Origin of the sequence: Bradyrhizobium sp. CCGB01 (assembly GCF_024199795.1) — a bacterium.
GTDB lineage: Bacteria > Pseudomonadota > Alphaproteobacteria > Rhizobiales > Xanthobacteraceae > Bradyrhizobium.
In genome coordinates this window covers 4,526,033-4,548,574 of sequence record NZ_JANADK010000001.1, presented here as the reverse complement: position 1 = coordinate 4,548,574, position 22,542 = coordinate 4,526,033, and the positions used below count along the sequence as shown (strand labels likewise).

The 22,542-nt window shown below is 63.9% G+C and carries 27 protein-coding genes; 5 read left to right on the top strand and 22 right to left on the bottom strand.

The genetic code is table 11. The features are described 5' to 3' along the window. Positions 1–92: 92 nt before the first annotated feature. The 4 genes from NLM25_RS20780 to NLM25_RS20765 all read right to left on the bottom strand — a co-directional run bounded on the left by NLM25_RS20780 (position 93) and on the right by NLM25_RS20765 (position 4,852). Positions 93–1,685, bottom strand: a complete 1,593-nt coding sequence (locus NLM25_RS20780; protein WP_254138192.1) for a class I adenylate-forming enzyme family protein — start codon at positions 1,683–1,685, stop codon at positions 93–95. A 72-nt stretch (positions 1,686–1,757) separates the two neighbouring features. Next, on the bottom strand, positions 1,758–2,342 hold the full coding sequence (locus tag NLM25_RS20775) for an NnrU family protein (RefSeq protein ID WP_254118702.1): 585 nt from the start codon (positions 2,340–2,342) through the stop codon (positions 1,758–1,760). Positions 2,343–2,411: 69 nt separating this feature from the next. Further along, on the bottom strand, positions 2,412–2,990 hold the full coding sequence (locus tag NLM25_RS20770; RefSeq protein WP_254141227.1) for a hypothetical protein: 579 nt from the start codon (positions 2,988–2,990) through the stop codon (positions 2,412–2,414). 242 nt (positions 2,991–3,232) lie between these two features. Then, a complete protein-coding gene (locus NLM25_RS20765) occupies positions 3,233–4,852 on the bottom strand; it encodes a peptide chain release factor 3 (RefSeq protein ID WP_254138191.1) in 1,620 nt (539 codons plus the stop codon). Between the two features lie 157 nt (positions 4,853–5,009). Here NLM25_RS20765 and sugE point away from each other — a divergent pair, with 157 nt between their 5' ends. After that, positions 5,010–5,324, top strand: coding sequence for a quaternary ammonium compound efflux SMR transporter SugE (sugE, locus tag NLM25_RS20760; RefSeq protein ID WP_254118700.1), 315 nt, complete (start codon positions 5,010–5,012; stop codon positions 5,322–5,324). Here the strand turns inward: sugE and NLM25_RS20755 are convergent. The 7 genes from NLM25_RS20755 to NLM25_RS20725 form a co-directional block, all read right to left on the bottom strand. Further along, complete coding sequence (locus NLM25_RS20755; protein WP_254118699.1) at positions 5,317–6,321, bottom strand: inorganic phosphate transporter; 1,005 nt, start codon at positions 6,319–6,321, stop codon at positions 5,317–5,319. The genes sugE and NLM25_RS20755 overlap by 8 nt on opposite strands. A gap of 99 nt (positions 6,322–6,420) precedes the next feature. Then, the gene (locus NLM25_RS20750; RefSeq protein ID WP_254118698.1) at positions 6,421–7,065 is read right to left on the bottom strand and encodes a DUF47 domain-containing protein; all 645 of its coding nucleotides are present in this window, start codon (positions 7,063–7,065) and stop codon (positions 6,421–6,423) included. 156 nt (positions 7,066–7,221) lie between these two features. Continuing rightward, a complete protein-coding gene (locus NLM25_RS20745; protein WP_254138190.1) occupies positions 7,222–8,190 on the bottom strand; it encodes a branched-chain amino acid ABC transporter permease in 969 nt (322 codons plus the stop codon). A 1-nt stretch (position 8,191) separates the two neighbouring features. After that, complete coding sequence (locus tag NLM25_RS20740; RefSeq protein WP_028149745.1) at positions 8,192–9,055, bottom strand: branched-chain amino acid ABC transporter permease; 864 nt, start codon at positions 9,053–9,055, stop codon at positions 8,192–8,194. Between the two features lie 76 nt (positions 9,056–9,131). Then, positions 9,132–10,355, bottom strand: a complete 1,224-nt coding sequence (locus tag NLM25_RS20735) for an ABC transporter substrate-binding protein (RefSeq protein WP_254118696.1) — start codon at positions 10,353–10,355, stop codon at positions 9,132–9,134. Positions 10,356–10,417: 62 nt separating this feature from the next. After that, positions 10,418–11,164 (bottom strand): ABC transporter ATP-binding protein, encoded by a 747-nt coding sequence (locus tag NLM25_RS20730; protein ID WP_254138189.1) that lies wholly within the window; start codon positions 11,162–11,164, stop codon positions 10,418–10,420. Further along, positions 11,157–11,912, bottom strand: coding sequence for an ABC transporter ATP-binding protein (locus tag NLM25_RS20725; RefSeq protein ID WP_254118694.1), 756 nt, complete (start codon positions 11,910–11,912; stop codon positions 11,157–11,159). The genes NLM25_RS20730 and NLM25_RS20725 overlap by 8 nt, the downstream gene beginning before the upstream one ends. A gap of 343 nt (positions 11,913–12,255) precedes the next feature. Between NLM25_RS20725 and NLM25_RS20720 the strand changes: the two genes are divergently transcribed. Continuing rightward, complete coding sequence (locus tag NLM25_RS20720; RefSeq protein WP_254138188.1) at positions 12,256–12,897, top strand: hypothetical protein; 642 nt, start codon at positions 12,256–12,258, stop codon at positions 12,895–12,897. Between the two features lie 37 nt (positions 12,898–12,934). Here the strand turns inward: NLM25_RS20720 and NLM25_RS20715 are convergent, their stop codons facing one another. After that, the gene (locus NLM25_RS20715; protein WP_254118692.1) at positions 12,935–13,288 is read right to left on the bottom strand and encodes an ArsC family reductase; all 354 of its coding nucleotides are present in this window, start codon (positions 13,286–13,288) and stop codon (positions 12,935–12,937) included. A 105-nt stretch (positions 13,289–13,393) separates the two neighbouring features. On the opposite strand from NLM25_RS20715, the gene NLM25_RS20710 reads away from it, so the two are divergent. The 3 genes from NLM25_RS20710 (at position 13,394) to NLM25_RS20700 (ending at position 15,400) form a co-directional block, all read left to right on the top strand. Continuing rightward, the gene (locus tag NLM25_RS20710) at positions 13,394–13,765 is read left to right on the top strand and encodes a tRNA-binding protein (protein WP_254118691.1); all 372 of its coding nucleotides are present in this window, start codon (positions 13,394–13,396) and stop codon (positions 13,763–13,765) included. A gap of 216 nt (positions 13,766–13,981) precedes the next feature. Continuing rightward, positions 13,982–14,614: a TetR/AcrR family transcriptional regulator gene (locus NLM25_RS20705; protein WP_254138187.1), complete on the top strand. Its 633-nt coding sequence runs from the start codon at positions 13,982–13,984 to the stop codon at positions 14,612–14,614. A 3-nt stretch (positions 14,615–14,617) separates the two neighbouring features. Then, positions 14,618–15,400, top strand: a complete 783-nt coding sequence (locus NLM25_RS20700) for a sulfite exporter TauE/SafE family protein (RefSeq protein ID WP_254138186.1) — start codon at positions 14,618–14,620, stop codon at positions 15,398–15,400. Between the two features lies 1 nt (position 15,401). Here NLM25_RS20700 and NLM25_RS20695 read toward each other — a convergent pair whose 3' ends face one another. From NLM25_RS20695 to NLM25_RS20650, 10 genes are all read right to left on the bottom strand, one after another. After that, entirely contained in the window at positions 15,402–16,106 is a 705-nt protein-coding gene (locus tag NLM25_RS20695; protein ID WP_254138185.1) for a glutathione S-transferase family protein, read from the bottom strand. Between the two features lie 92 nt (positions 16,107–16,198). Next, positions 16,199–16,342 (bottom strand): hypothetical protein, encoded by a 144-nt coding sequence (locus NLM25_RS20690; RefSeq protein ID WP_254138184.1) that lies wholly within the window; start codon positions 16,340–16,342, stop codon positions 16,199–16,201. A 118-nt stretch (positions 16,343–16,460) separates the two neighbouring features. Continuing rightward, positions 16,461–17,123, bottom strand: coding sequence for a DUF429 domain-containing protein (locus NLM25_RS20685; RefSeq protein WP_254141226.1), 663 nt, complete (start codon positions 17,121–17,123; stop codon positions 16,461–16,463). A 15-nt stretch (positions 17,124–17,138) separates the two neighbouring features. Beyond that, positions 17,139–17,486, bottom strand: a complete 348-nt coding sequence (locus tag NLM25_RS20680; protein ID WP_254138183.1) for a carboxymuconolactone decarboxylase family protein — start codon at positions 17,484–17,486, stop codon at positions 17,139–17,141. Positions 17,487–17,489: 3 nt separating this feature from the next. Continuing rightward, entirely contained in the window at positions 17,490–18,011 is a 522-nt protein-coding gene (locus NLM25_RS20675; RefSeq protein WP_254118683.1) for an RNA polymerase sigma factor, read from the bottom strand. Next, positions 18,008–18,217: a DUF2892 domain-containing protein gene (locus NLM25_RS20670; protein ID WP_254118682.1), complete on the bottom strand. Its 210-nt coding sequence runs from the start codon at positions 18,215–18,217 to the stop codon at positions 18,008–18,010. Before NLM25_RS20670 ends, NLM25_RS20675 begins: the two co-directional genes overlap by 4 nt. A 95-nt stretch (positions 18,218–18,312) precedes the next feature. Then, a complete protein-coding gene (locus tag NLM25_RS20665) occupies positions 18,313–19,497 on the bottom strand; it encodes a serine hydrolase (protein ID WP_254138182.1) in 1,185 nt (394 codons plus the stop codon). Positions 19,498–19,569: 72 nt separating this feature from the next. Then, positions 19,570–20,259: a GNAT family N-acetyltransferase gene (locus NLM25_RS20660; RefSeq protein ID WP_254138181.1), complete on the bottom strand. Its 690-nt coding sequence runs from the start codon at positions 20,257–20,259 to the stop codon at positions 19,570–19,572. Positions 20,260–20,264: 5 nt separating this feature from the next. Beyond that, positions 20,265–20,612 (bottom strand): Lin0512 family protein, encoded by a 348-nt coding sequence (locus tag NLM25_RS20655; RefSeq protein ID WP_254118679.1) that lies wholly within the window; start codon positions 20,610–20,612, stop codon positions 20,265–20,267. Positions 20,613–20,794: 182 nt separating this feature from the next. Next, a complete protein-coding gene (locus NLM25_RS20650) occupies positions 20,795–22,459 on the bottom strand; it encodes an acetolactate synthase large subunit (protein ID WP_254138180.1) in 1,665 nt (554 codons plus the stop codon). Between the last annotated feature and the right edge of the window lie 83 nt (positions 22,460–22,542).

Below are 22,542 nucleotides of genomic sequence, written 5' to 3'. Positions count from 1 at the left end.
GCGAGGTACCCTAACGATATGGCGGTGGCAAGGCAAAGCGAGCCCGATCAAGGCGTTAACCACCCGGGACAGCCCGGTGACCGCCTACCGGCTCAGGCTCCCAGCAGCTCCCGCAGCTGCCGCTTCAACACCTTGCCATTGGCATTGCGCGGCAGCGGCTCGGCGGTGATCGCCATGGTCTCGGGGACCTTGTAGTCGGACAGCCGCTCAGCGCACCAGGCCCGCAGGGCCGCGTCGGTGACCGGCCCGCGCGTCACCACCACGGCGTGGACGCGCTCGCCCAGCACCGGGCATGCCTTGGCGATGATCGCGCTCTCGACCACCGCGGGGTGGCCGGCCAGCACGGACTCGACCTCGGCCGAATAGATCTTCAGGCCGCCGCGATTGATCATGTCCTTCTGCCGGTCGAACACGCGGACGAACCCCTCCGCATCGACCGAGCCGAGATCGCCGGAATGCCAGAAGCCGCCAGTGAAACTTTCGGCGGTGGCCTTCGGGTTGTTCCAGTAGCCCTTGATGACGGAGCCGCTCTGGATCCAGAGCTCGCCGATCTCGCCATGGGGCAATTCGCGCCCATCCGCTCCCATCGCGACGATGCGCGCACCGGGACACGGCAAGCCGACGCTGTCGATATGGCTCGCCGTCAATTCGCCCGGCATGATCGTCGAGGGCGATGTCGTCTCGGTCGAGCCGTAGCAATTCGCGAGGTTCAGGCCGGGAATCGTCGCCTTGAGCTTTTCGATCGTGGCGACCGGCATCGGCGCGCCGCCGAAGCCACCGATGCGCCAGCTCGACAGGTCGTAGCTGTCGAAATCGGGCTGGAGCAGGCAGAGATTGTACATCGCCGGCACCATCACCGTGTAGGTCACGCGCTCGCGCGCAGCGAGCTTGAGATAATCCGCGGCCTTGAACTCCGGCATGATGATCAGCGCGCCGCCGCAGCGGATCATGGTCGTGATGTTGGCGACGACGCCGGTGACGTGACCGAGCGGCACCGCGGCGATCGAGCGGTCCACGTCCGTCAATTGCAGGCAGGAGACGAACACCATCGAGGAATGGACGATGTTGCAATGGGCCAGCATGGCGCCCTTCGGCTTGCCCGTCGTGCCCGAGGTGTAGAGGATCATCGCCGTGTCCTCCTCGCCGACCTCGACCGGCGCGGGTGCCGGTGGATTGTCGGCAAGCACGGCGAAACGCGACAGCGCCGGATCGCTGTCGATCGCGATACGGTGGATCACATCGGGCACGTCCGGCGCATCGGGCAGCCGCTCGGCGAGCGCCGCTTCGTGGATCAGGATCCTGGCGCCGCAATCGGTGAGGACATAGGCGATCTCCGGCTTCTGCTGGCGCGTGCCGAGCAGCACCGTCACCAGCCCCTCATGCGCGGCGGCAAACAGCAGCAGCGGAAATTCGATGCGGTTGCCGAGCAGGATCGCCACGCGGTCGCCGCGCTGTAGGCCGAGCTTGCGAAAACCGGCTGCGATCCGTGCAGCCTGCTCGACGGCCTGCCGCCAGCTCAGCCGCACATTGCCCGAGATCAGCGCTTCGCCCTCGGCATTGCGGGCGCAAGCGTCCGCGATCATCGCCCACAGGTTCTCCGGCCGGTCGCAAAACGCCGGCACCACCCGATCGCCAAAGCGCGCCTCGAGCCGCATCGGCGGGATCTGTGATTGCGACCAGTCCATCGGAATGCCTCGGCTTGTTGCTCTTGCTACCTTCCGCCCATGGGCATCCAGGTTCCGTCTTGTGCTGACCGGCTAGGTGCCCATGACGGGAACGCCGATCACGACCGGATGGAATGCAAAGGCGAGCGCCAGATAAGCGACAACGCCGACAGCCACCGCAATCAGATCGTTGGTGACGCCGCCCACCGGAATCGGCGGGCCGCCGCCATCGGTGCGATGCTTCAGCGTAATGCGGTCATACACCGCCCAGCCCAGGAACGAGCCGAATAGGATGATGGAGCCGAGGTCGCCATTGGCGAGCAGATGCGCAGCCGCCCACAGCTTGATGCCGGCCAGCATCGGATGCTTCAGCGTCGCGTAGATCCGGCCGCGCAGATATGAGGCGACCACCAGGATGACCGCGGGCAGCATCAGCGCCAGCGTGATGTGCTTCATCGCCTTCGGCGGATACCAGACGTCGATCCAGCCGGAGCTGCGATAATGGGAAAAGCCCCAGATGATCAGTGCAAGTCCCGCAAGCGAGACCACCGAATAGAGGATCTTGTAGGTCCCCTCGCCCAGCTTCGCGATCGCCTGCGCGCGCGCCTCGCGTTTCGTCGTAAAAACATGGGCCGCGAAAAACAGCACCAGCCCCAGGATCATGACCAGCAGACCCACGACATCCTCCCCACAAGCAGCCCCCGCCTCTGAGGTATCATCGATTGGTAGCCGGTCGCAACTGATGCGCTACTTGCCGAGCTCGCGATTGTCGACATAGCGGATCGCGATCGGCCGTCCGGCCAGAGCACCACCTAGGCCGCTGGTGAATTTCAGCGGCAGGCAGGCATTCAACGATGAATTGATCGCGTTGAGGTAGGTGGTTCTCGTATCGGCGGGAACGCCCGCGGTCGCATAAGTCAGGCGCGGCGGACCGATCAGGCCGCCCGCCTTGTTGAAGCTGAAACGCACCGCCATCTGCATGCCCGCGCGCGCATGATCCGACGGCGGCGACCAGCAGGTGCGCAGCTCGGCGAAGAGATCGCCGATCGTATCCAGATCGTGATCGGGCTTCTGATACTTGGCGCGATCGGCCTCGGCCGGCACGGTCTGAATCGTGAGCTGGAGGTTCTCCCCGTAGGGATAGTCGATCTCGGGAATGCAGGGACCGGGCTCGAGCGGGCTGCAATAGTACGGCGTGCAGGGCCGGCCGTCGAGCACGCTGCAGGGCTCGTGCGAAAACGGGATCGGATTGATCTGGCGGCGCTGCGCGTCGGCGGCGATCGTCGATATTGCCAGCAAGAGAAAGACGAGGATGCCGCGCCACATGATGCGAACTCGCAATGCCACATGGACAAACGTGGCATTGTCCATGAACGCGTCAAGCCCGGCGGCGTTCACATGCTCGCGTTCAACCACGGTGTCGTCGCCCGGCTCGACCGGGCGACCCAGTATTCCAGAGACAGTCGTTGTTGAATCGAGAGGCCGCGGTGTACTGGATGCCCCGGTCAAGCCGGGGTATGACAGCGGAAGGTGTGGCTGCCAAGAACGTGGCTACCAGCGATCCCGCCCTACCCCTTCTTCTTGACGTCCTTGACGTTGGTGAACTCGATTCCCTCGGCGCGCTCCCTGGCGTAGCCGAGATAGAACTCGTTCCGCGCCAGGTACACGGGATCACCGTCGACATCGTCGGCGATGCTCGAGGTGTTGGCGGCGATGAAGGTGTCGAGCTTCTTGCGATCCTCGGACGACACCCAGCGCGCCAGCTGGAACTCGCTGACCTCGAACTCGACCGGCAGCGAATATTCAGCCTCGAGCCGTGCCTTCAGCACGTCGAGCTGAAGCGCGCCGACCACGCCGACCAGCGCCGGCGCACCATCGCGCGGGCGGAACACCTGCACCACGCCCTCTTCCGACATCTGCTGAAGCGCTTCCTTCAGCTTCTTCGCCTTCATCGCGTCGGTGAGACGCACCCGGCGGACGATTTCCGGCGCAAAGCTCGGCACGCCGACGAAGGTGAAATCCTCGCCCTCCGTCAGCGTGTCGCCGATGCGCAGCGTGCCGTGATTGGGAATGCCGACGACGTCGCCGGCGAAGGCTTCGTCCGCCACCGAGCGGTCCTGCGCGAAGAAGAATTGCGGGCTCGACAGCGGCATGCTCTTGCCGGTACGCACCAGCTTGGCCTTCATGCCGCGGCTGAGTTTTCCCGAGCATAGCCGCGCGAAGGCGATGCGGTCGCGGTGGTTCGGATCCATGTTCGCCTGGATCTTGAACACGAAGGCGCTCATGCGCGGGTCGGTCGCCTCGACCTTGCGCTGGTCGCTCTCCTGCGCGCGCGGCTCGGGCGCGAACTTGCCGAGACCTTCCAGAAGGTCGCCGACGCCGAAATTACGCAGCGCGCTTCCGAAATAGACCGGCGTCAGATGGCCCTCGCGGAATGCGCCGAGCTCGAACGGTTTTGACGCTTCGGTGACGAGCTCGAGCTCGTCCTTCACTGCGGAGACGTCGAGATTGGCGTTGAGCTTGGCCAGCTCCGCGATCTCGATCTGCTGTGCCGCGCCGGTCTTGGCGCCGCCGCCTTCGAGCAGGCGCACGCCGCCATTGGCGATGTCATAGGTGCCGAGGAAGTCGCGGCCGCGGCCGACCGGCCAGGTCATCGGCGTGGTGTCGAGCGCCAGCGTCTTCTCGATCTCGTCGAGCAGTTCGAAGACGTCGCGGCTCTCGCGGTCCATCTTGTTGATGAAGGTGATGATCGGGATGTCGCGCAGGCGGCAGACCTCGAACAGCTTCCGGGTGCGCGCCTCGATGCCCTTGGCGGCGTCGATTACCATGACGGCGGAATCGACGGCCGTGAGCGTCCGGTAGGTGTCCTCCGAAAAGTCCTCGTGGCCCGGCGTGTCCAGGAGGTTGAACACGAGGCCCTCGAACTCGAAGGTCATGACCGAGGTCACGACCGAGATGCCGCGCTCGCGCTCGATCTTCATCCAGTCCGAACGGGTGTTGCGCCGCTCGCCCTTGGCCTTGACCTGGCCGGCGAGATTGATGGCACCGCCGAACAGCAGCAGCTTCTCGGTCAGCGTGGTCTTGCCCGCGTCCGGGTGGGAGATGATCGCGAAGGTGCGCCGCCGCGCCACTTCGGTGGCAAGCGGGGAACGGGCCGGCGAGTCGGCTGATATGGCGATGTCGGACATGGCGGGAGCGTTTGGCAGGGAAAATGGGCCTGATCAAGCCTCATTTGGTGATTGCGGAGCCCTTCGGCCAGCCCCATATCGTTCCCGGGGAGGACGGCCTTCCTGCTCATCAGCACATCAGCCGCGGGGACGACCCTGCCTTGAATGGAGGGTCGTCATGGCCTGGAGCATCCTGTTCGTCGCTGGCCTCCTGGAAGTCGGCTGGGCGATCGGGCTCAAATACACCGAAGGCTTTTCCAGGCTCGTTCCGTCCGTCCTTACGCTCGCGGCAATGGCCGGTAGCGTGCTCCTGCTCGGCCTCGCCCTCAAATCGCTGCCCATTGGAACCGCCTATGCGGTCTGGACCGGTATCGGCGCGGTCGGCACCGCGGCGCTGGGCATTGTCCTGTTCGGCGAGCCCGCCACCGCACTCCGCCTCGCCAGCATCGGGTTGATCGTCGCCGGCATCATCGGGCTGAAGCTGGTTACTTGAAGATCTGGACCGCCCACCAGGTCAGTGCCGCGACGATGGCCGAGGCCGGGATGGTGATCACCCAGGCGTAGACGATCGAGCTTGCGACGTTCCAGCGCACCGCGGAGACGCGGCGGGCCGCGCCGACGCCGACGATCGCGCCGGTGATCGTATGCGTGGTCGAGACGGGAACGCCGAGGAAGGTCGCCATGAACAGCGTCGCGGCGCCGCCGGTCTCGGCACAGAACCCCTGCATCGGCGTCAGTTTCGTGATGCGCAGGCCCATGGTGCGGACGATGCGCCAGCCGCCCATCAGCGTGCCCAGCGCCATCGCGGCCTGGCACGACAGCACCACCCAGAACGGCACCGAGAATTCCCCGCCGAGATGGCCCTGCGAATAGAGCAGCACGGCGATGATGCCCATCGTCTTCTGCGCGTCGTTGCCGCCATGTCCCAGCGAATAGAGCGAGGCGGAGGCGAATTGCAGGATGCGGAAGGCGCGGTCGACCGCGAACGGCGTCGAGCGCACCGAGAGCCAGGACACGATCGCCACCAGCATCATGGCCAACAGGAAGCCGACCAGCGGCGACAGCACGATCGCCAGCACCGCCTTGGACAGGCCGCTCCATACCGCCGCCGAGATGCCCGCCTTGGCCATGCCGCCGCCGACAAGCCCACCGATCAGCGCGTGCGACGAGGAGGACGGGATGCCGAGCCCCCAGGTCACGAGGTTCCAGACGATCGCGCCGACGAGCGCCGCGAAGATCACCTGGGCATCGACGACCGCGGGGTCGATGATACCGGTGCCGATGGTCTGGGCGACGTGCAGCCCGAACACCATGAAGGCGATGAAATTGAAGAACGCGGCCCAGAATACCGCGAATTGCGGCCGCAGCACGCGGGTCGAAACGATGGTCGCGATCGAATTGGCGGCGTCGTGCAGGCCGTTCAGGAAGTCGAACAGCAGCGCGACGGCGATCAGTCCGACCAGGACGGGAAGACCCAACGCAGCATCCACAGCGCGGCCCCCGCCTTAAAGTCGGCGCATGATCTCCGCGCAAACGCGTTCCGCGTTTGTCGCGAAGGAAAGCCGCTGCACACTTTTCCGGATCATGCGCTAGACCTGCTCGATGACGATGCTGTTGATCTCGTTCGCGACGTCGTCGAAGCGATCGGCCACCTTCTCGAGATGGTCGTAGATCTCGACGCCGACGATGAAATCCATCGCGCTGCCGTCACGGTGCTTGAGGAACAATTCCTTCAGCCCGATGTCATGGAGATCGTCGACCCGGCCCTCCAGCTTGCCCAGCTCCTCCGTGATCGCGGTCAGCATCGCGACGTTCGGGCCGATCGACTGCATCAGCGGCAGCGCGCGGCCGACCAGATTGGCGCATTCGATCAGAAGAGCGCCGATCTCCCGCATCGGCGGCTCGAAGGTACGGACCTCGAACAGCATCACGGCCTTGGCGGTCTGCTGCATCTGGTCGATGGCATCGTCCATCGAGGTGATGAGATTCTTGATGTCACCGCGATCGAAAGGGGTGATGAAAGTGCGGCGCACCGCCGTCAGCACCTCACGGGTGATGTTGTCGGCGTCGTTCTCGAACTGATTGACACGCTGGCAGTAGACCGGCGTCTCCTCGCCACCGTTGAGCATGCCCTGAAGCGCGATCGAGCCCTGGATCACGGTCTGGGCGTGGCGGTCGAACAGGTCGAAGAACCGTTCTTCCTTGGGCAGGAAAGCGCGAAACCATCGCATCATGGGGAGAGACTACCGGTTGGAAATGGCCCGGCCCGAACGGGCCGTCACAAAACTGTCATAGACCATTTTCGATCCGCGCGCGTGTCATCTCACGCCCGCGGAACCGGATCATCCACCGCTTTCACGCACTAGGTAAATTGACTTAAAATCAACTACTTAGAGCGATCGCCGGAAGTAATGCGCGATTTCGCCGATGACGCCTCGGCGGAAGGTGAGCACGCAGATCACGAAGATCGAGCCCTGAATCACCGTCACCCACTGGCCGAAACCCGCCAGATATTGCTGCATCGCGATGATCGCGAAGGCGCCGATCACGGGCCCGAAGATGGTGCCGAGGCCACCGACCAGCGTCATCAGCACGACTTCGCCGGACATCGACCAGTGTACGTCGGTGAGCGAGGCATTCTGCGCCACGAACACCTTCAGCGCGCCGGCAAAGCCCGCCAGCGTGCCCGACAGGACGAACGCCAGGAACTTGTATTGATCGGTCCGGTAACCGAGCGAGATCGCACGCGGCTCGTTCTCGCGGATCGCCTTCAGGACTTCGCCGAACGGCGAGTTGATGATGCGGTAGATCAGCAGGAAGCCGGCGAGGAAGCCGACCAGCACGACGTAATAAAGCACCGTCGGCTTGGACAGATCAAACAAGCCGAACATGCGCCCTTGCGGAATGCCCTGGATGCCGTCCTCGCCATGGGTGAACGGCGCCTGGAGGTAGATGAAGTACAGGAGCTGCGACAGCGCCAGGGTGATCATCGAGAAATAGATACCCTGGCGGCGGATCGAGATGTACCCGGTGACGATCGAGAGCACGAAAGCCGCAGCAATGCCGACGAGGATGCCGAGCTCCGGCGGCAACGCCCACACCTTCAGCGCATGCGCACTGCAATAGCCGGCCGTGCCGAGGAACATCGCGTGACCGAACGACAGCAGGCCGCCATAGCCGATCAGAAGATTGAAGGCACAGGCGAGCAGCGCGAAGCACAGCGCCTGCATCACGAAGAACGGGTAGATGCCGCTGAATGGCACCGCGGCCAGCAGCAGTGCCATCACCACGAACACGATCATCTCGTCACGAATGGCGCGCGGGGCTACCGGCAGCGTGTCGTCCGTCAAGGCTGTCATATCAGGCCGCCCTTCCCGTCAATCCCGTTGGCTTCACCAAGAGCACCAGCACCATCAGCACGAAGACGACGGTGTTAGAGGCCTCGGGGTAAAAATATTTGGTCAGGCCCTCGATCACGCCGAGCGCAAAGCCGGTGATGATGGAGCCCATGATCGATCCCATGCCGCCGATCACGACCACCGCAAACACCACGATGATGAGGTCGGCGCCCATCAGCGGCCGCACCTGGTTGATCGGCGCCGAGAGCACGCCGGCGAGCGCGGCAAGTCCGACACCGAGACCGTAGGTCAGCGTGATCATGCGGGGCACGTTGATGCCGAACGCGCGGACCAGCGTCGGGTTTTCGGTGGCGGCGCGCAGGTAAGCACCGAGCCGCGTCTTCTCGATCAGGAACCAGGTGGCGATGCACACCACCAGCGAGAAGATGACGACCCAGCCGCGGTAGATCGGCAGGAACATGAAGCCGAGATTCATGCCGCCCTTGAGCTGGTCCGGAATGGCGTAAGGCAGGCCGGAGGAGCCGAAATAGTTCTGGAACACGCCCTGCACGATCAGCGCGATGCCGAAGGTCAGCAGCAGGCCGTAGAGGTGGTCGAGCCCGGTCAGCCATTGCAGCATGGTCCGTTCCAGGATCATGCCGAAGATGCCGACGATGATGGGCGCCAGCAGCAGCGCCCACCAGTAGTTGATGCCGCCGAGGTTCAGCAGGAAATAGGCGACGAACGCACCCATCATGTAGAGCGCGCCATGGGCGAAATTGATGATGTTGAGCATGCCGAAGATCACGGCGAGCCCGAGACTGAGCAGCGCGTAGAACGAGCCGTTGATCAGTCCTACCAGTAGCTGAGCGTAAAGAGCCTGCATCGATCCCGCACCCGGTCCCTTCGGCGTTCCCCTGAAAGTCACCCGCAGGCCGGTTCAAGGCCTGCGGGCTATTGTCTTACTTCTTAAGCAGCGCGCACTTGCTCTCGGAGAGCGGCGTGAAGGCCTGATCGCCCGGCACCGTGCCGACCAGCTTGTAGAAGTCCCACGGTCCCTTGGACTCGGAGGGCTTCTTCACCTCGAACAGATAGGCGTTGTGGATGGTACGGCCGTTGGGCTGGATCTCGCCCTTGCCGAACAGATCGTCCTCCGTCGGCATCGACTTCATCTTCTCGACGACCTTGACGCCGTCATGAGGATTGCCGCCGAGCGCTTCCAGCGTCTTGAGATAGTGACGCACGCCCGCATAGACGCCGGCCTGCACCATGGTGGGCGGAGCATTGTTCTTCATCTTCGCGGCGAAGCGCTTGGAGAAGGCGCGGGTCTGGTCGTTCATGTCCCAGTAGAAGGTCTCGGTGAAGTTGAGGCCCTGCGCGGTCTCCAGACCAATCGCCTTGACGTCGGTGAGGAACAGCAGCAGCGCCGCGAGCTTCTGGCCGCCCTTGACGATACCGAACTCGGCCGCCTGCTTGATCGTGTTGGTGGTGTCGCCACCGGCGTTGGCAAGGCCGATGATCTTGGCCTTGGAGGCCTGCGCCTGGAGCAGGAAGGACGAGAAGTCCGGCGTGTTCAGCGGATGCTTGACGCCGCCGACAACCTTGCCGCCATTGGCGGTGACCACGGCCGTGGTGTCGCGCTCCAGCGCCGCACCGAAGGCGTAGTCCGCGGTCAGGAAGAACCAGGAGTCACCACCGGCCTTCACCAGCGCCTGGCCCGTGGTGTGGGCCAGCATGTAGGTGTCGTAGGTCCAGTGCACGGTGTTGGGCGAGCACTGTGCGTTGGTCAGATCCGAGGTCGCCGCACCGGAGTTGATGTAGACGCCGTTCTTTTCCTTGATGACGTTGTTGACGGCGAGCGCCACGCCGGAGTTCGGCACGTCGACGATGACGTCGACCTTGTCGACGTCGAACCACTGCCGCGCGATCGCGGTGCCGATGTCGGGCTTGTTCTGGTGATCGCCCGAGATGATGTCGATCTTCCAGCCCTTCGCAGCGAGGCCGGAATCTTCAACGGCCATCTGCGCGGCCACGGTCGAGCCCGGTCCGCCGAGGTCGGCGTAGAGGCCGGACTGATCGGACAGCGCGCCGATCTTGACGGTCTTGTCCTGCGCGAAGGCTGCGCCGGCGGCGGTCACGGCCAACGCCGTGCCGAGCAGAAACGATGCAATCGACTTTGTCTTCATGCTACTTCCCTTGTGAATTTTCTCTTCGCCGTTTTCTGTTGGCCGTTCGAGTCCTGGCCGTTCTAGACGCCGAGATAGGTGTGGAGCTTGTCCATGTTGGCGGCAAGCTCCGAATTGGAAAATCCGTCAATGATCTTGCCGTGCTCGACCACGTAATAACGGTCGGCGACGGTGGATGCGAAGCGGAAGTTTTGCTCGACAAGGAGGATGGTGAAGCCCTCCTTCTTGAGCCGCGCAATGGTGTGGCCGATCTGCTGTATGATGACAGGCGCAAGACCTTCGGTCGGCTCGTCCAGCATCAGGAAGCTCGCGCCGGTGCGCAGGATGCGCGCGATCGCGAGCATCTGCTGCTCGCCGCCGGAGAGCTTGGTGCCCTGGCTGTTGAGACGTTCCTTCAGGTTCGGAAACAGATCGAAGATCTGCTCGAGCGGCAATCCGCCCGGGCGGACCACCGGCGGCAGCAGCAAATTCTCCCGCACATCGAGACTGGAGAAAATTCCGCGTTCTTCCGGACAGAACGCGATACCCATCCGCGCGATCTTGTCGGAGGTCGCGCGGATGATGTCCTGGTTGTTGAACTTCACCGAGCCGGTGCGCTTGCCGATGATGCCCATGATCGATTTCAGCGTGGTCGTCTTGCCGGCGCCGTTGCGCCCGAGCAGGGTGACGACCTCGCCCGCGTTCACGTCGAAATTGATCCCGTGCAGGATGTGCGACTCGCCATACCAGGCTTCCAGGTTGCGGACCTGGAGGATATTGCCGCCGGTTGCGGCCTTTGCGGGAGCGTCCGCGATTGCAGTCTCAGGCATGACCGGCTCCCAGATACGCTTCCTTGACGCGCTCGTCCTTGGTGAGCTCGGCGTAATTGCCCTGCGCCAGCACCTGCCCGCGCGTCAGCACGGTGATGATGTCGGAGAGATTGGCGACGACGCTCAGATTATGCTCGACCATCAGGATGGTATATTTGGCCGAGATGCGCTTGATCAGCGCCGCGATCTTGTCGATGTCCTCGTGGCCCATGCCGGCCATCGGCTCGTCCAGCAGCATCATCTCCGGGTCGAGCGCGAGCGTCGTTGCGATCTCCAGTGCGCGCTTGCGTCCATAGGGCATCTCGACCGCCGGCGTATTGGCAAACTCGCTGAGGCCGACATCGTTCAACAGTTCCAGCGCGCGGTTGTTGAAGCGGTTGAGCACGGACTTGGAGCGCCAGAAATCGAACGAGCTGCCGTGCTGGCGTTGAAGCGCGACACGAACATTCTCCAGCGCGGTGAGATGCGGAAATACCGCCGAGATCTGGAATGAACGGACCAGCCCCATGCGGGCGACGTCAGCCGGCGCCATCGCGGTGATGTCCTGTCCCTTGTACAGGATTTTCCCGGCCGACGGCTTGAGGAACTTGGTCAAAAGATTGAAGCACGTCGTCTTGCCGGCGCCGTTCGGCCCGATCAACGCGTGAATGCTCCCACGGCGAACCTTGAGCGCAACGTCGCGGACGGCGAAGAAGCCCGCGAACTCCTTGGTCAAGCCTTCCGTTTCGAGAATGAACTCATCGGCCAAACAGATTTCCCCCTGCCCGCGAAATGCGCGTGGCTGTCCTTAGTTGCTTCGGCTTTCCGGAGGCCTTGGAGCCTGTCCCGGAACGCCGCCTCCGGGCGCGGAATATGCCGGAGGTGACGGGGGTTAGGCAAGGCGGAAAGCTGAGCAGATCAGGTCTCCGGCCGGGAGGCTTATGCTCCCTTAGTCGGACGCGTTTTGATGTCGTGCCTGCCCGGCCTCCCGGTTCGCAAGGCACCGGTCATCAAGCCGTCGTTAACGGTCTTTCATCCCGCGCGCCAGCCTTCATAGAAAATTTTCCCGCAAGCGGCATCATGCGCGGGCTTTATGCGCCGGGAATATTGTCTTGGATTTTGCAAGCGCCGCTCCTTCCGTCGTCAAGTCGATCAGGCAGCGTGATCTCCTCAACACGTGGCTGCGACTTTATGCGCGCGAGCAGATGGCACCGGCGATCTGGGAGTATCAGCCCGCGCGGCTCGAGGAAGAGCTGTCCGATCTCATCTATTATACGGTGGAGATCTCTGCACCGGCGCCGCGACTCACCATCCAGAGCGAAGGCACGCGCATCTCTCGCGCCTATGGACATACCGGCAAGGGCGTTCTGCTCGACGACTATATCGGACCGCGGCTCGCGCCCTTCGTGATGCCGATCTATCATGAATGCGTGGCACGCGGGCTTCCGGTTTACAGCGTTGCCGACGTCGACGACATCTATGGACGCGTCGTCGCCTATGAGCGCCTGCTGCTGCCGTTCCAGACCGATGGCAAGGTCTGCCACGTCATCGCCTCGCTCAAGACGTTCTGCGAGGACGGCGGCTTCGAGATCAAGAATCTGATGCGCGGAAATGACGCGCTGCCGCGCCCGAAATTGCGCGCGGTGATCGACCGCGATCTCTTCCATCGCGCTCCCGGCCGCATCGCGGCGGCCGACGTGGTCGAGTTCGCCGAACAGCCCGGCGTCACCACCGAGATCGTCGAGCTGAACTAGGAATCAGCGCGACGTTTCACCGCGATTGGGCGCCGACCTACTTGGTCTTTATATCCTTGGCATAGATCTCCGGCTTGAAGCCGACCAGCAGCTTGCCGCCGACCTCGAGCACCGGCCGCTTGATCATCGATGGTTGCGCTAGCATCAAGGCCAACGCCTTCTTCTCGGTGAGGCCTTCCTTGTCGGCATCGGGCAGCTTCTTGAAGGTCGTGCCGGCGCGATTGAGCAGCGTTTCCCAACCAGCCTTGTCGCTCCACTGCTTGAGCTTGTCCTTCTCGACGCCCGCCGCCTTGTAGTCGTGGAACTCATACGCGACGCCATGGCTGTCGAGCCAGGCGCGCGCCTTCTTCATGGTGTCGCAGTTCTTGATGCCATAGATGATGTTGGGCAAGACGTCCCTCGTGCATGCGTCGTATCGTCAAGTGCGCATGTTGTACGAAACTCCGCTTCGCGCGACAATATTGCCAACGAACCTCGCTCTCCGAACGGACACAGCATGCACGTCACCCACGATCCCGCCGCCACGGCCTCGCCGACCATCGACTTCAACAGCTTCCTCGCGGTCGACATCCGCGTCGGCACCATCGTCGATGCAAAACCGTTCCCCGAGGCGCGCAAGCCGGCCTGGCGGCTGTGGATCGACTTCGGCCCGGCGATCGGTGTGCGCAAGAGCTCGGCGCAGATCACCGAAAACCATCCGCTCGAGACGCTGGTCGGGCAGCAGGTCGCGGCCGTCGTGAACTTCCCGCCGCGCCAGATCGGCCCGGTCGTCTCGGAGGTGCTGACGCTCGGCTTCCCCGATGCGGATGGCAAGGTCGTGCTGGTGCAGCCGGGCAAGCCGGTGCCGAACGGTGGGCGGCTGTTCTAGCCGCGCGCGATCGGGGGTCGCAGCGTCGCCTTGTCGACGCGTTACAACGGCATAGACCTCCTTTTTTCCCGGCTCAGATGGCAGGACCTTGACCAAAATCCGCTTTGGTAATAAAAGTGACTGACTGATCGTTTTTTATTTTAGCCGGCCTCCGGCAGGCCAGCTTCGGCCAACAGCCAAAACGATCGATCTGTCAGTTATTTATGGACGCCCCCGATGCCCAAGATCAGCGACAAGCAGCGCGAGAGCCGGCGGCAGCAGATCCTCGAAGCCGCCCTTGCCTGCTTCTCCGACAACGGCTTCCACCAGACCGGCATGGCCGATATCGTGAAGCGATCCGGGCTGAGCCACGGCGCGGTCTATCTCTACTTCCAGAGCAAGGACGATTTGATCGAGGCGCTCGCCGACGACCGGCACCGGCGCGAGGCCGTGCTCAACTCGGTCGCGCAGGGATCGGGCGATCCGATCGAAGGACTTCACGCGCTGGTCCGCGTCTACGCGCAATGGCTCGGCGATCCCGCCGGCGAAGCGCGCCGCCGCGTCGGTATTCATGGCTGGGCCGAGGCCCTGCGCAACCGCCGCGTCCGCACCAGCGTCGTGGAAGGCATCGACATGCCGCGCGCCCTGATCGTCGCTCTGGTCGAGCGCGGCCAGCATGACGGCCTCATCAAGCGCGACGTCGGAGCGGACGCGATCGCGCGCGTCCTGATCGCGATCTTCCAGGGCTTTGTGCTGCAAAAATGCTGGGGCGAGGATTTTGACGTCGAGGCCTGCATGACGACCGTGGCGGGCGTGATCGAAGGGTTTCGCACGGCCAAGCCGGATGTCAAGCGACGAAGCAGGACGTAAGCGATGTCCTGGATCCACGATCTCCTCGCTGGTGCCGGCGTCGGTCTCGTCGGCGGACTGACATCGGGTTTCATGGGGACGAGCCCGGGCGGCGGGCTCGTCATCTTCAGCGTGCTGCTGCTCGGCGCAGAGCAGCACGTCGCGCAAGGCACGTCGCTGATCACGCAGGTCCCGCCGACGGGCCTCGCCGGCGTGCGCCGCTACTGGCAGAGCGGCAACCGCAGCCCGTTGCAATGGATCGTCTGGATCGGAATCGGATTTCTCATCGGCGGCGGTTGCGGCGGCTACGCCGCGGCGGCTGTCCCCGATTCTGTCCTGCAGTGGACTTACGTCATCTATCTCGCCGCGCTGATCGCGCTTCTAATCCTGCGCCGCGATCGCAAGGACGGGAGCAGCGAGTCGGGTGACCAGCAGCAACTGCCCTGGCTACCCCTGCTCCTCATCGGCGTGCTAGCCGGATTTTCCTCCGGCTTCATGGGCATCGGCGGTGGGCTCGCAATCACCGTCGGCCTCGCCGCCGGCCTGCGCGTGCCGCAGCATCAGGCGCAACTCGTCAGCCTCGTCTTTTCGGTGATCCCGACCAACATTCCGGCGGCCTGGATCTACTGGAGCAAGGGCTTGATGGTCGGCTGGCCGGCCATCATCGGCATTCTGGCAGGGCTCTGGATCGGCACCGATCTCGGGGCACGCGCGGCGAACGGCGTCAGCAAAGCGGTGCTGCGCCGGGTCATGATCGCCCTCATCTCGTTGATGGCGCTCTACATGACCCACAAGGCGCTGACCTAGTTCACGGCCGCTTCGGAATGTTGAGCCCGCGCTGCACCGCCGGACGCGCAAGGCCGCGTTCGAGCCAGGCACCGACCGATTTGAACTTGCTGAATTCGACGAGATCGCCGGCGCCGTAGAAGCCGTTGAGGTTGCGCACCCAGCCGAGCATGGAGATGTCGGCGATGGTGTAGTCATCATCCATGAACCACTGCCGGCCCGAAAGATGCGTCTCCATCACGCCGAGCAGCCGCTTGGATTCGTCCACATAGCGCTCCAGCGGCCGCTTGTCCTCAAACTCCTTGCCGGCGAATTTGTGGAAGAAGCCGACCTGACCGAACATCGGCCCGATGCCGCCCATCTGGAAGTGCACCCACTGGATGGTCTGGTAGCGCCGCGCGGCGTCCTCGGGCAAAAGCTTGCCGGTCTTCTCCGCGAGATATTGCAGGATCGCGCCGGACTCGAACAGTGGCAGCGGCCTGCCGCCGGGACCGTTGGGATCGAGGATCGCAGGGATCTTGCCGTTGGGATTGAGCGAGAGGAATTCCGCCGTCTTCTGGTCGTCCTTGCCGAAATCGACGAGATGGACCTCGTAAGGCAGACCGATCTCTTCCAGCATGATCGAAACCTTCACGCCATTCGGCGTCGGCAGCGAATAGAGCTGAAGCAATTCCGGATGCCTGGCCGGCCAGCGCTTGGTGATGGGAAAGGCGGACAGATCAGACATCGGGACCCCGGCTTCGTTCGTGAAACTCCGCCTAATCTAGGCGAGCCATCGAACGGCGCAAGGCCGAGCAGTGATCACGCATCGAAGCCGGACTACAAGGGACGCAGCAAATGGCTGGTGGCGTACACGATATCGCGCTGGGCGCGTTGCTCGATGAAGAGCTGGCCGGTGACGAGCAGCGCCCCGGTGAAAACGAGCGCGAGCATCGCGGTCGCGAGCTGACTGGCATCCTTCATCGCACGAGATTCTCCGTCATCGGTCCGCATGGGGAACGCGGGCTGAGCATCGACAGTTCCTGCATGCTTCAAATAAATTGCCACTTCTTCCCGTCTAATGGGCCACCGGCTCCCTGCCTCAGTAATTGATCTCCATCCGCAGCCCGCGCGGATCCTCCTCTCCGCCGACACATTGATTGCTGTCGCGTGCCGCGACGGCGCAGGCACAGGCATCGATGAGATCGTCCCGGCCAATGCCGGTGCCATGTCGCTGCGTCAGCCATTTCGGCAAGCGCGTGAAGCCGCGTTGCGCCAGCAGCGCAATGCGCTGCGCGCGACCTTCCGCAGACGTCTTCCGCGCAAGCCGGACTCGCCCCGCCAGATTCCAGAAGATCAATTCCGGATGCGCTTCACCGATCGTGGCCTGCCGCGCCGGCGTCATGATCTCGTCGACGTCCCGGATCTTGTCCCTGATATTCCAGAGCTGCGCAGAAACGCCTCTGCCCTGGCCTTCATGCTGCCAGTAGTGGCGATTGGCTGCCGCGATGTCGGGAAATGTCCAGAGGTCGCGGCGCGCGCCGAGGAACACGGCGGGGCCGATCAGCTCGCGTGCGCGCAGGTCGCAGACCCGATAACCGCTCGGTTTCAATCCGATCGGCATGTCGATCATCGCGCGCGCGTGCGGCAGGGCAAGCAAGCGCGTCAGGCCCGGCGAATAATCGAAACCGTGATCGCCGCGATCATCAATCCACGCGGCGACCCAACCGAACCGAAATCCATCAAGGCCGAGATAGTTTGGCACGCTACCGCTACTCACTCATCCCGTGCCTTCACCCCGATGCCGCTCGAACAGCCGCTGCGCCAGCAACGCATGGCCAAGCGTGCCACCGGCCCGTACCGCCGCCGCAATAAGCGCGGCTTCGGCGACTTCCTCGCGCGTCGCACCGGCTTTCGCTGCCCGCGCCGTATGCACGTCGAGGCAATAGGCGCATTGCGTGGTGAGCGCGACAGCGAGCGAGATCAGCTCGCGATATTTCGGCGGGATCAGTCCGTCCTTGCGCTCGACCGCGTGGTTGAAGGCCAGGAACGCGTTGGCCTCGACCGGCGCGAGCGCCACGAAACCGGGAACCAACTTCAGATCGTCACGGCTTTGATAATCGGTCATGTCTCATCTCGTCAGATATTCGCGCATCAGGGCGCGGGCACGGTGCAGGCGCGCCTTCACGGTCTGCCTGGACGCACCGAGTGCATCAGCGATTTCGTCGATGGTCATTTCCCTGACGTCGCGCATCAGCGCGACATCGCGATAATGCGGCGGCAGCGCCTCGAACGCAGCCGCCACGTCGAGCCGCAAATCGGCTTCGGGACGCGACAGCAGCAAGGCCTCGGCCTCGCCGTCGTCGATCGATGGGACAAGGCCGGCCTTGCGGGCGAGCCGCAGACACTCGCGGCGGACCACGCTGAACAGCCAGGCCGAAAACGCCAGCAGCGAGCGGATCGTGCCGACATGACGGAACAGGATCCACAGCGCCTCCTGCGTCGCGTCCTCGGCATCCGCCGAGCTTCGGCAGGTCGCGCGCGCATAGCGGCGGATGTCCGGCTGCGCCGTCTCGAGCAGCGAGGCGATCGCCTGCGGGTCGCCGAGCCGTGCCGCCTCGAACAGGTTTGGCGAGATCGCAGCCGCGCTCACGACACGCCTCCCCGACCGATCCCGGCCATCGCGCACATCGGGCAATAGCCGACGAGGCCGGTCAGCGCGAAGCCCGCGCCGCCAAGGGCCACCAGCCACGCCGCGGCGCCGGCGAGATAAACGAACGCCGCGACCGCCACCGCAATCCCCGCAGCGACCCGCACCGCCTGATGCAGGCCGCCGATGTTCTTCCTGTAAAATGCCATCACATCCTCCGAGATGAGCCGAGGCAAACTGCCTCGACCATCAAGAGGGCGCGACGACCCGAAAGGATTCGCGGCCGCCGACAATTTTTTCGCAGTCAGCCTCCCACGGCCTGATAGGCCAGGCGCTTGAACTCGAAGAAGAATGGATTCCAGAAGCCCATATGACGCTGCGCCATCAGCACGCCCGCGGTATTGGCTTGCGGGCAAATCCACCAATGCGTGCCGGCAAGGCCGCCCCACTGGAATTCGCCGGTCGAATTCGGGGGATCGAACGGCGTCGGCGCGAAAGTGACGGCGCCGCCGAGGCCAAAGCCTTTGCCGGGGATCGGCCCGAGATTGGCAAAGCGGATGGTCTGGCCTGCGGGCAGCTGGTTCGTCATCATTTGCCGCAGCGTGTCGGGCTTCAGCAGCGCATCAGAACCGGGTAGCAGCGCGCGTACCAGCGCCAGCATGTCGGGCAAGGTCGACACCAGGCCGCCGCCACCCGACAGCCGCGGGAATTGTCGCCGATAGGCCTGCGGGTAAGGCAGATTGTCGGCCCGGGTCAGGCCCGGCTTCATCGGATCGAGCACATCAGCGCCGGTGTAGAGCGCAACCAGCCTGCCCTGCTGTGCTTCCGGCACGTAGAAGCCGGTATCGGTCAGGCCGAGCGGATCGAAAATGCGAGCCTTGAAGAAGGCATCGAGCGACTTGCCCGAGACGACCTCCACGACGCGGCCGAGCACGTCGGTGGCAACAGAATATTCCCACCCCGTGCCGGGATGATAGGACAGCGGCAGACCGGCCAGCTTGTCGATCATGTCGGTCAGCGGCGTCAGCGGATTGAGCACGCCCGCCTCGTTATAGCCCTTGAACAGCACCGTGCCGGGATCGAAGATGCCGTAGCTGAGGCCCGAGGTGTGGGTCAGCAGCTGGCGGATCGTGATCGGGCTCTTCGCCGGCTCGACATCGGCAAGGCTCGAAGCGCCCTGCTTCAGCACCTTGCGATTGCCGAGCTGCGGCAGGAATTTCTCGACGGCGTCATCGAGCCCGATGCGGCCTTCCTCGACCAGCAGCATGATCGAGCACGTGACGAAGATCTTGGTGTTGGAATAGGCGCGGAAGATATGGTCGGGCCGCAGCAACGTCTTCGCCTCGCGGTCGGCAAAGCCGACGCATTGCTGATCGACGACGTCGCGGCCGCGCAGCACCGCCCAGGATACGCCCGGAATGATCTCCTGATCGACGTAACGCTGCATCGCCGTCCGTGCGGCGGAAAAATCAATCGTCCTGGCGTCCATGTGTTTCCCCCAATTATGGTTGGGACGGATATAGCGCGCTTTCGCAGAAAATGAAGGTCGCCCGCGCGGCCCTCATGCCTTCATCAGCGCCGTGACGTACAGGCGGCGGCGGTTCGTCATGCCCTGCCGTTCGTACAGCGCGATCGCCGAGGCGTTGTGCGAGAACACATGCAGGAACGGGATTTCGCCGCGCGCCTCGATCCGGCGCGCGACCGCTGCGAGCAGCGCCTGCGCGTAGCCACGCCCGCGATAGTCGGGATGCACGCAAACGGCAGTCATCTCGACGAATTTTCCCGGCTTCATCCGCTCGCCCGTCATCGCGACCAGTTCGCCACCGGCGCGGATGCCGAGGAATGTGCCGAGCTGATGCGTCCGCGCGGCGAAAGGCCCGGGCTTGGTCAGCTCCGTCAGCGCCATCATGGCTGGTACGTCGGCGGCTCCCAGCGTGACGATCTCGGCGTCGCGCAGCGGACTGTCGGCGGGCGAGCCGACCATCTGCTCCCCGGTCTCGGCCAGCACGACCTTGAATCCGGCGGGGACATCGACCGGCTCCGGCGTGAACAATGCGGCGACCTGCGAGCCCGACATGAGTTCGCCGAGCGCCGCAAAGCTTGCCGGGGACATGTCGACCATGTCTGCGAACGGCGTCATGTCCACGGGATAGCGCAGTGCTTGCGGGCCGCCCTCCGCCAGGTGCCGGTGGCTGGTCGTCAGCGCGCTCCAGATCGGGCGATCCAGCAGCGCCACATCGCTGTCGGACACCGGACCTAATCCTTCTCGAAGCTGACGATGACGGCAGCGTTGGCGATGAGGATGGGGTCGTTGGCGACTTCCGTGGCCGAGGGGATCTCCAGCCCGCCCTTGACCGCGGTGACGGTCACGGTGCCGTAAGGCAGCTCCTTGGCAACGGCTTCCTTGTCCACCGCCTCAGGGTTCGGCACGGCGATCGTGACATCGACGAACATGTCGTTCGCGGTCTTGTCGATCATCCGGAAGAAACCGAGACTCGAATGTCTGATGGCATCGGACACCGCCCGCTTCGCCGCCTTGGTGGCGTCCCTGCCGTGGACGTCGACGCCCATGCCCATCTCGGTGATACAGCGAACGCGAGCCATGTCTTATTCCCGTAATTGGTTCGATGATGTTGACGCAAATTGTTATCGCATTTGGACCGATCGGCATACTCCGTCATTGCGAGCGCAGCGAAGCAATCCAGAATCTTTCCGCGGAGACGGTCTGGATTGCTTCGTCGCTACGCTCCTCGCGATGACGCGTGTGGCGAGAGGCTCGAACAAACTCACGCCTTCGACTTCTCGTGCGCCCGCAGCTCGTCGACCAGCACGCGCACATTCTCCGAATAGTCGATCGGGATCACGACCAGATGCACGCCACCCTCTTTGAACGCGGCATCCAAAGTCGGGCCGAAGCTGTCGATCTTCTCGATGCGATGCCCCTTGGCACCATAAGCCTTCGCGTACAGGACAAAATCGGGATTGCCAAAGGTCATGCCGTAATCGGCAAAGTGATCGACAGCCTGCTTCCAGCGGATCATGCCGTAGGCGTTGTCCTCGAGCACCAGCACGACCAGGTTGAGCTTGAGGCGGACGGCGGTCTCCATCTCCTGGCTGTTCATCATGAAACCGCCGTCGCCGGCGACCGCGAGCACGCGGCGCTCGGGATAGAGCATGGCGGCCATCATCGCCGACGGCAGGCCTGCGCCCATGGTCGCCAGCGCGTTATCGAGCAAGAGTGTGTTGGCGACGCGGGTGCGGTAGTTGCGCGCGAACCAGATCTTGTACATGCCGTTGTCGAGCGCGACGATGCCGTTCTCCGGAATCACCTGGCGGATGTCGTGCACGATTCGCTGCGGCGTCGGCGGCCAGCGCGCCTCAGTGGCGCGGTCGGCGATGTGCCTGAGGATCTCCTCGCGCAACGGCAGCAGCGCGGCCGCCTGCGGCAGCTTGCCTTCGAGCCGGTCGGCAAGGAGCTCCAGGCTCGGGCCGACGTCGCCGACGACCTCGGCATCCGGGAAATAGACCAGCTCGACGCTCGCCGGCGTGTAGCTGACGTGAATGACCTTCGGCCCCGACGGTCCCATGATGAAGGGCGGCTTCTCGACCGGGTCATGGCCGATCGCGACGATCAAATCGGCTGCGTCGATCGCGTCGTGGACGTAATCGCGCTCGGATAGCGCCGCCGTGCCCATGTAGAGATTGGTGCCGCCGGGCACCGTGCCCTTCCCCATCTGCGTCGTGAAAAACGGAATGCCGGTTCGCCGCACGAAGCTGGCGATGCCGTGAGTCGAGCTCGGCCGGCTGGTCGCAGCTCCCATCATCACCAATGGACGCCTTGCGGCCAGGATCATCTCGGCGGCGCGGTCGAGCGCAGCGCGATGGGCCACCGGAATTTCAATCGGATGGACCGGGATCACGGGGGCGGCGGGCACTTCATCGCCCGCGATGTCCTCGGGCAGCTCGAGATGCACCGGCCCCGGCCGTTCCTCCATCGCCACGCGAAAGGCATCGCGGACCACGGTCGGAATGCTCGAGGCGCTGACGATCTGCCGCGAGAGCTTCGTCAGCGGCTTCATGGTCGCAACCACGTCCACGATCTGGAAGCGCGCCTGCCGGCTGCTCATGATCGGCTTCTGACCGGTGATCAAAATCATCGGCATCGCGCCGAGATGGGCATAGGCCGCACCGGTGGACAGGTTGAGCGCGCCGGGACCGAGCGTCGACAGACACACGCCCGGTTTTCCGGTCAGCCGCCCGTGCGTGGCGGCCATGAAGGCGGCAGCCTGCTCGTGACGGGTCAGGACCAGTTCGATTTTGGAGGTACGCAAGGATTCGACAAGGTCGAGATTTTCCTCGCCGGGAACACCGAAGATGCGATCGACGCCTTCATTCTCCAGCGCCGCGACAAACAGGTCCGATCCTTTGACTTTGCGTTCCTGCCCGCTCATGTCGCCTCCCGATGGCTATGGGTACCGTCGTGTTCCACGAAAGCGGGCGCATCGTAACGGTCTGCCGCCCGGGCACAACTCAC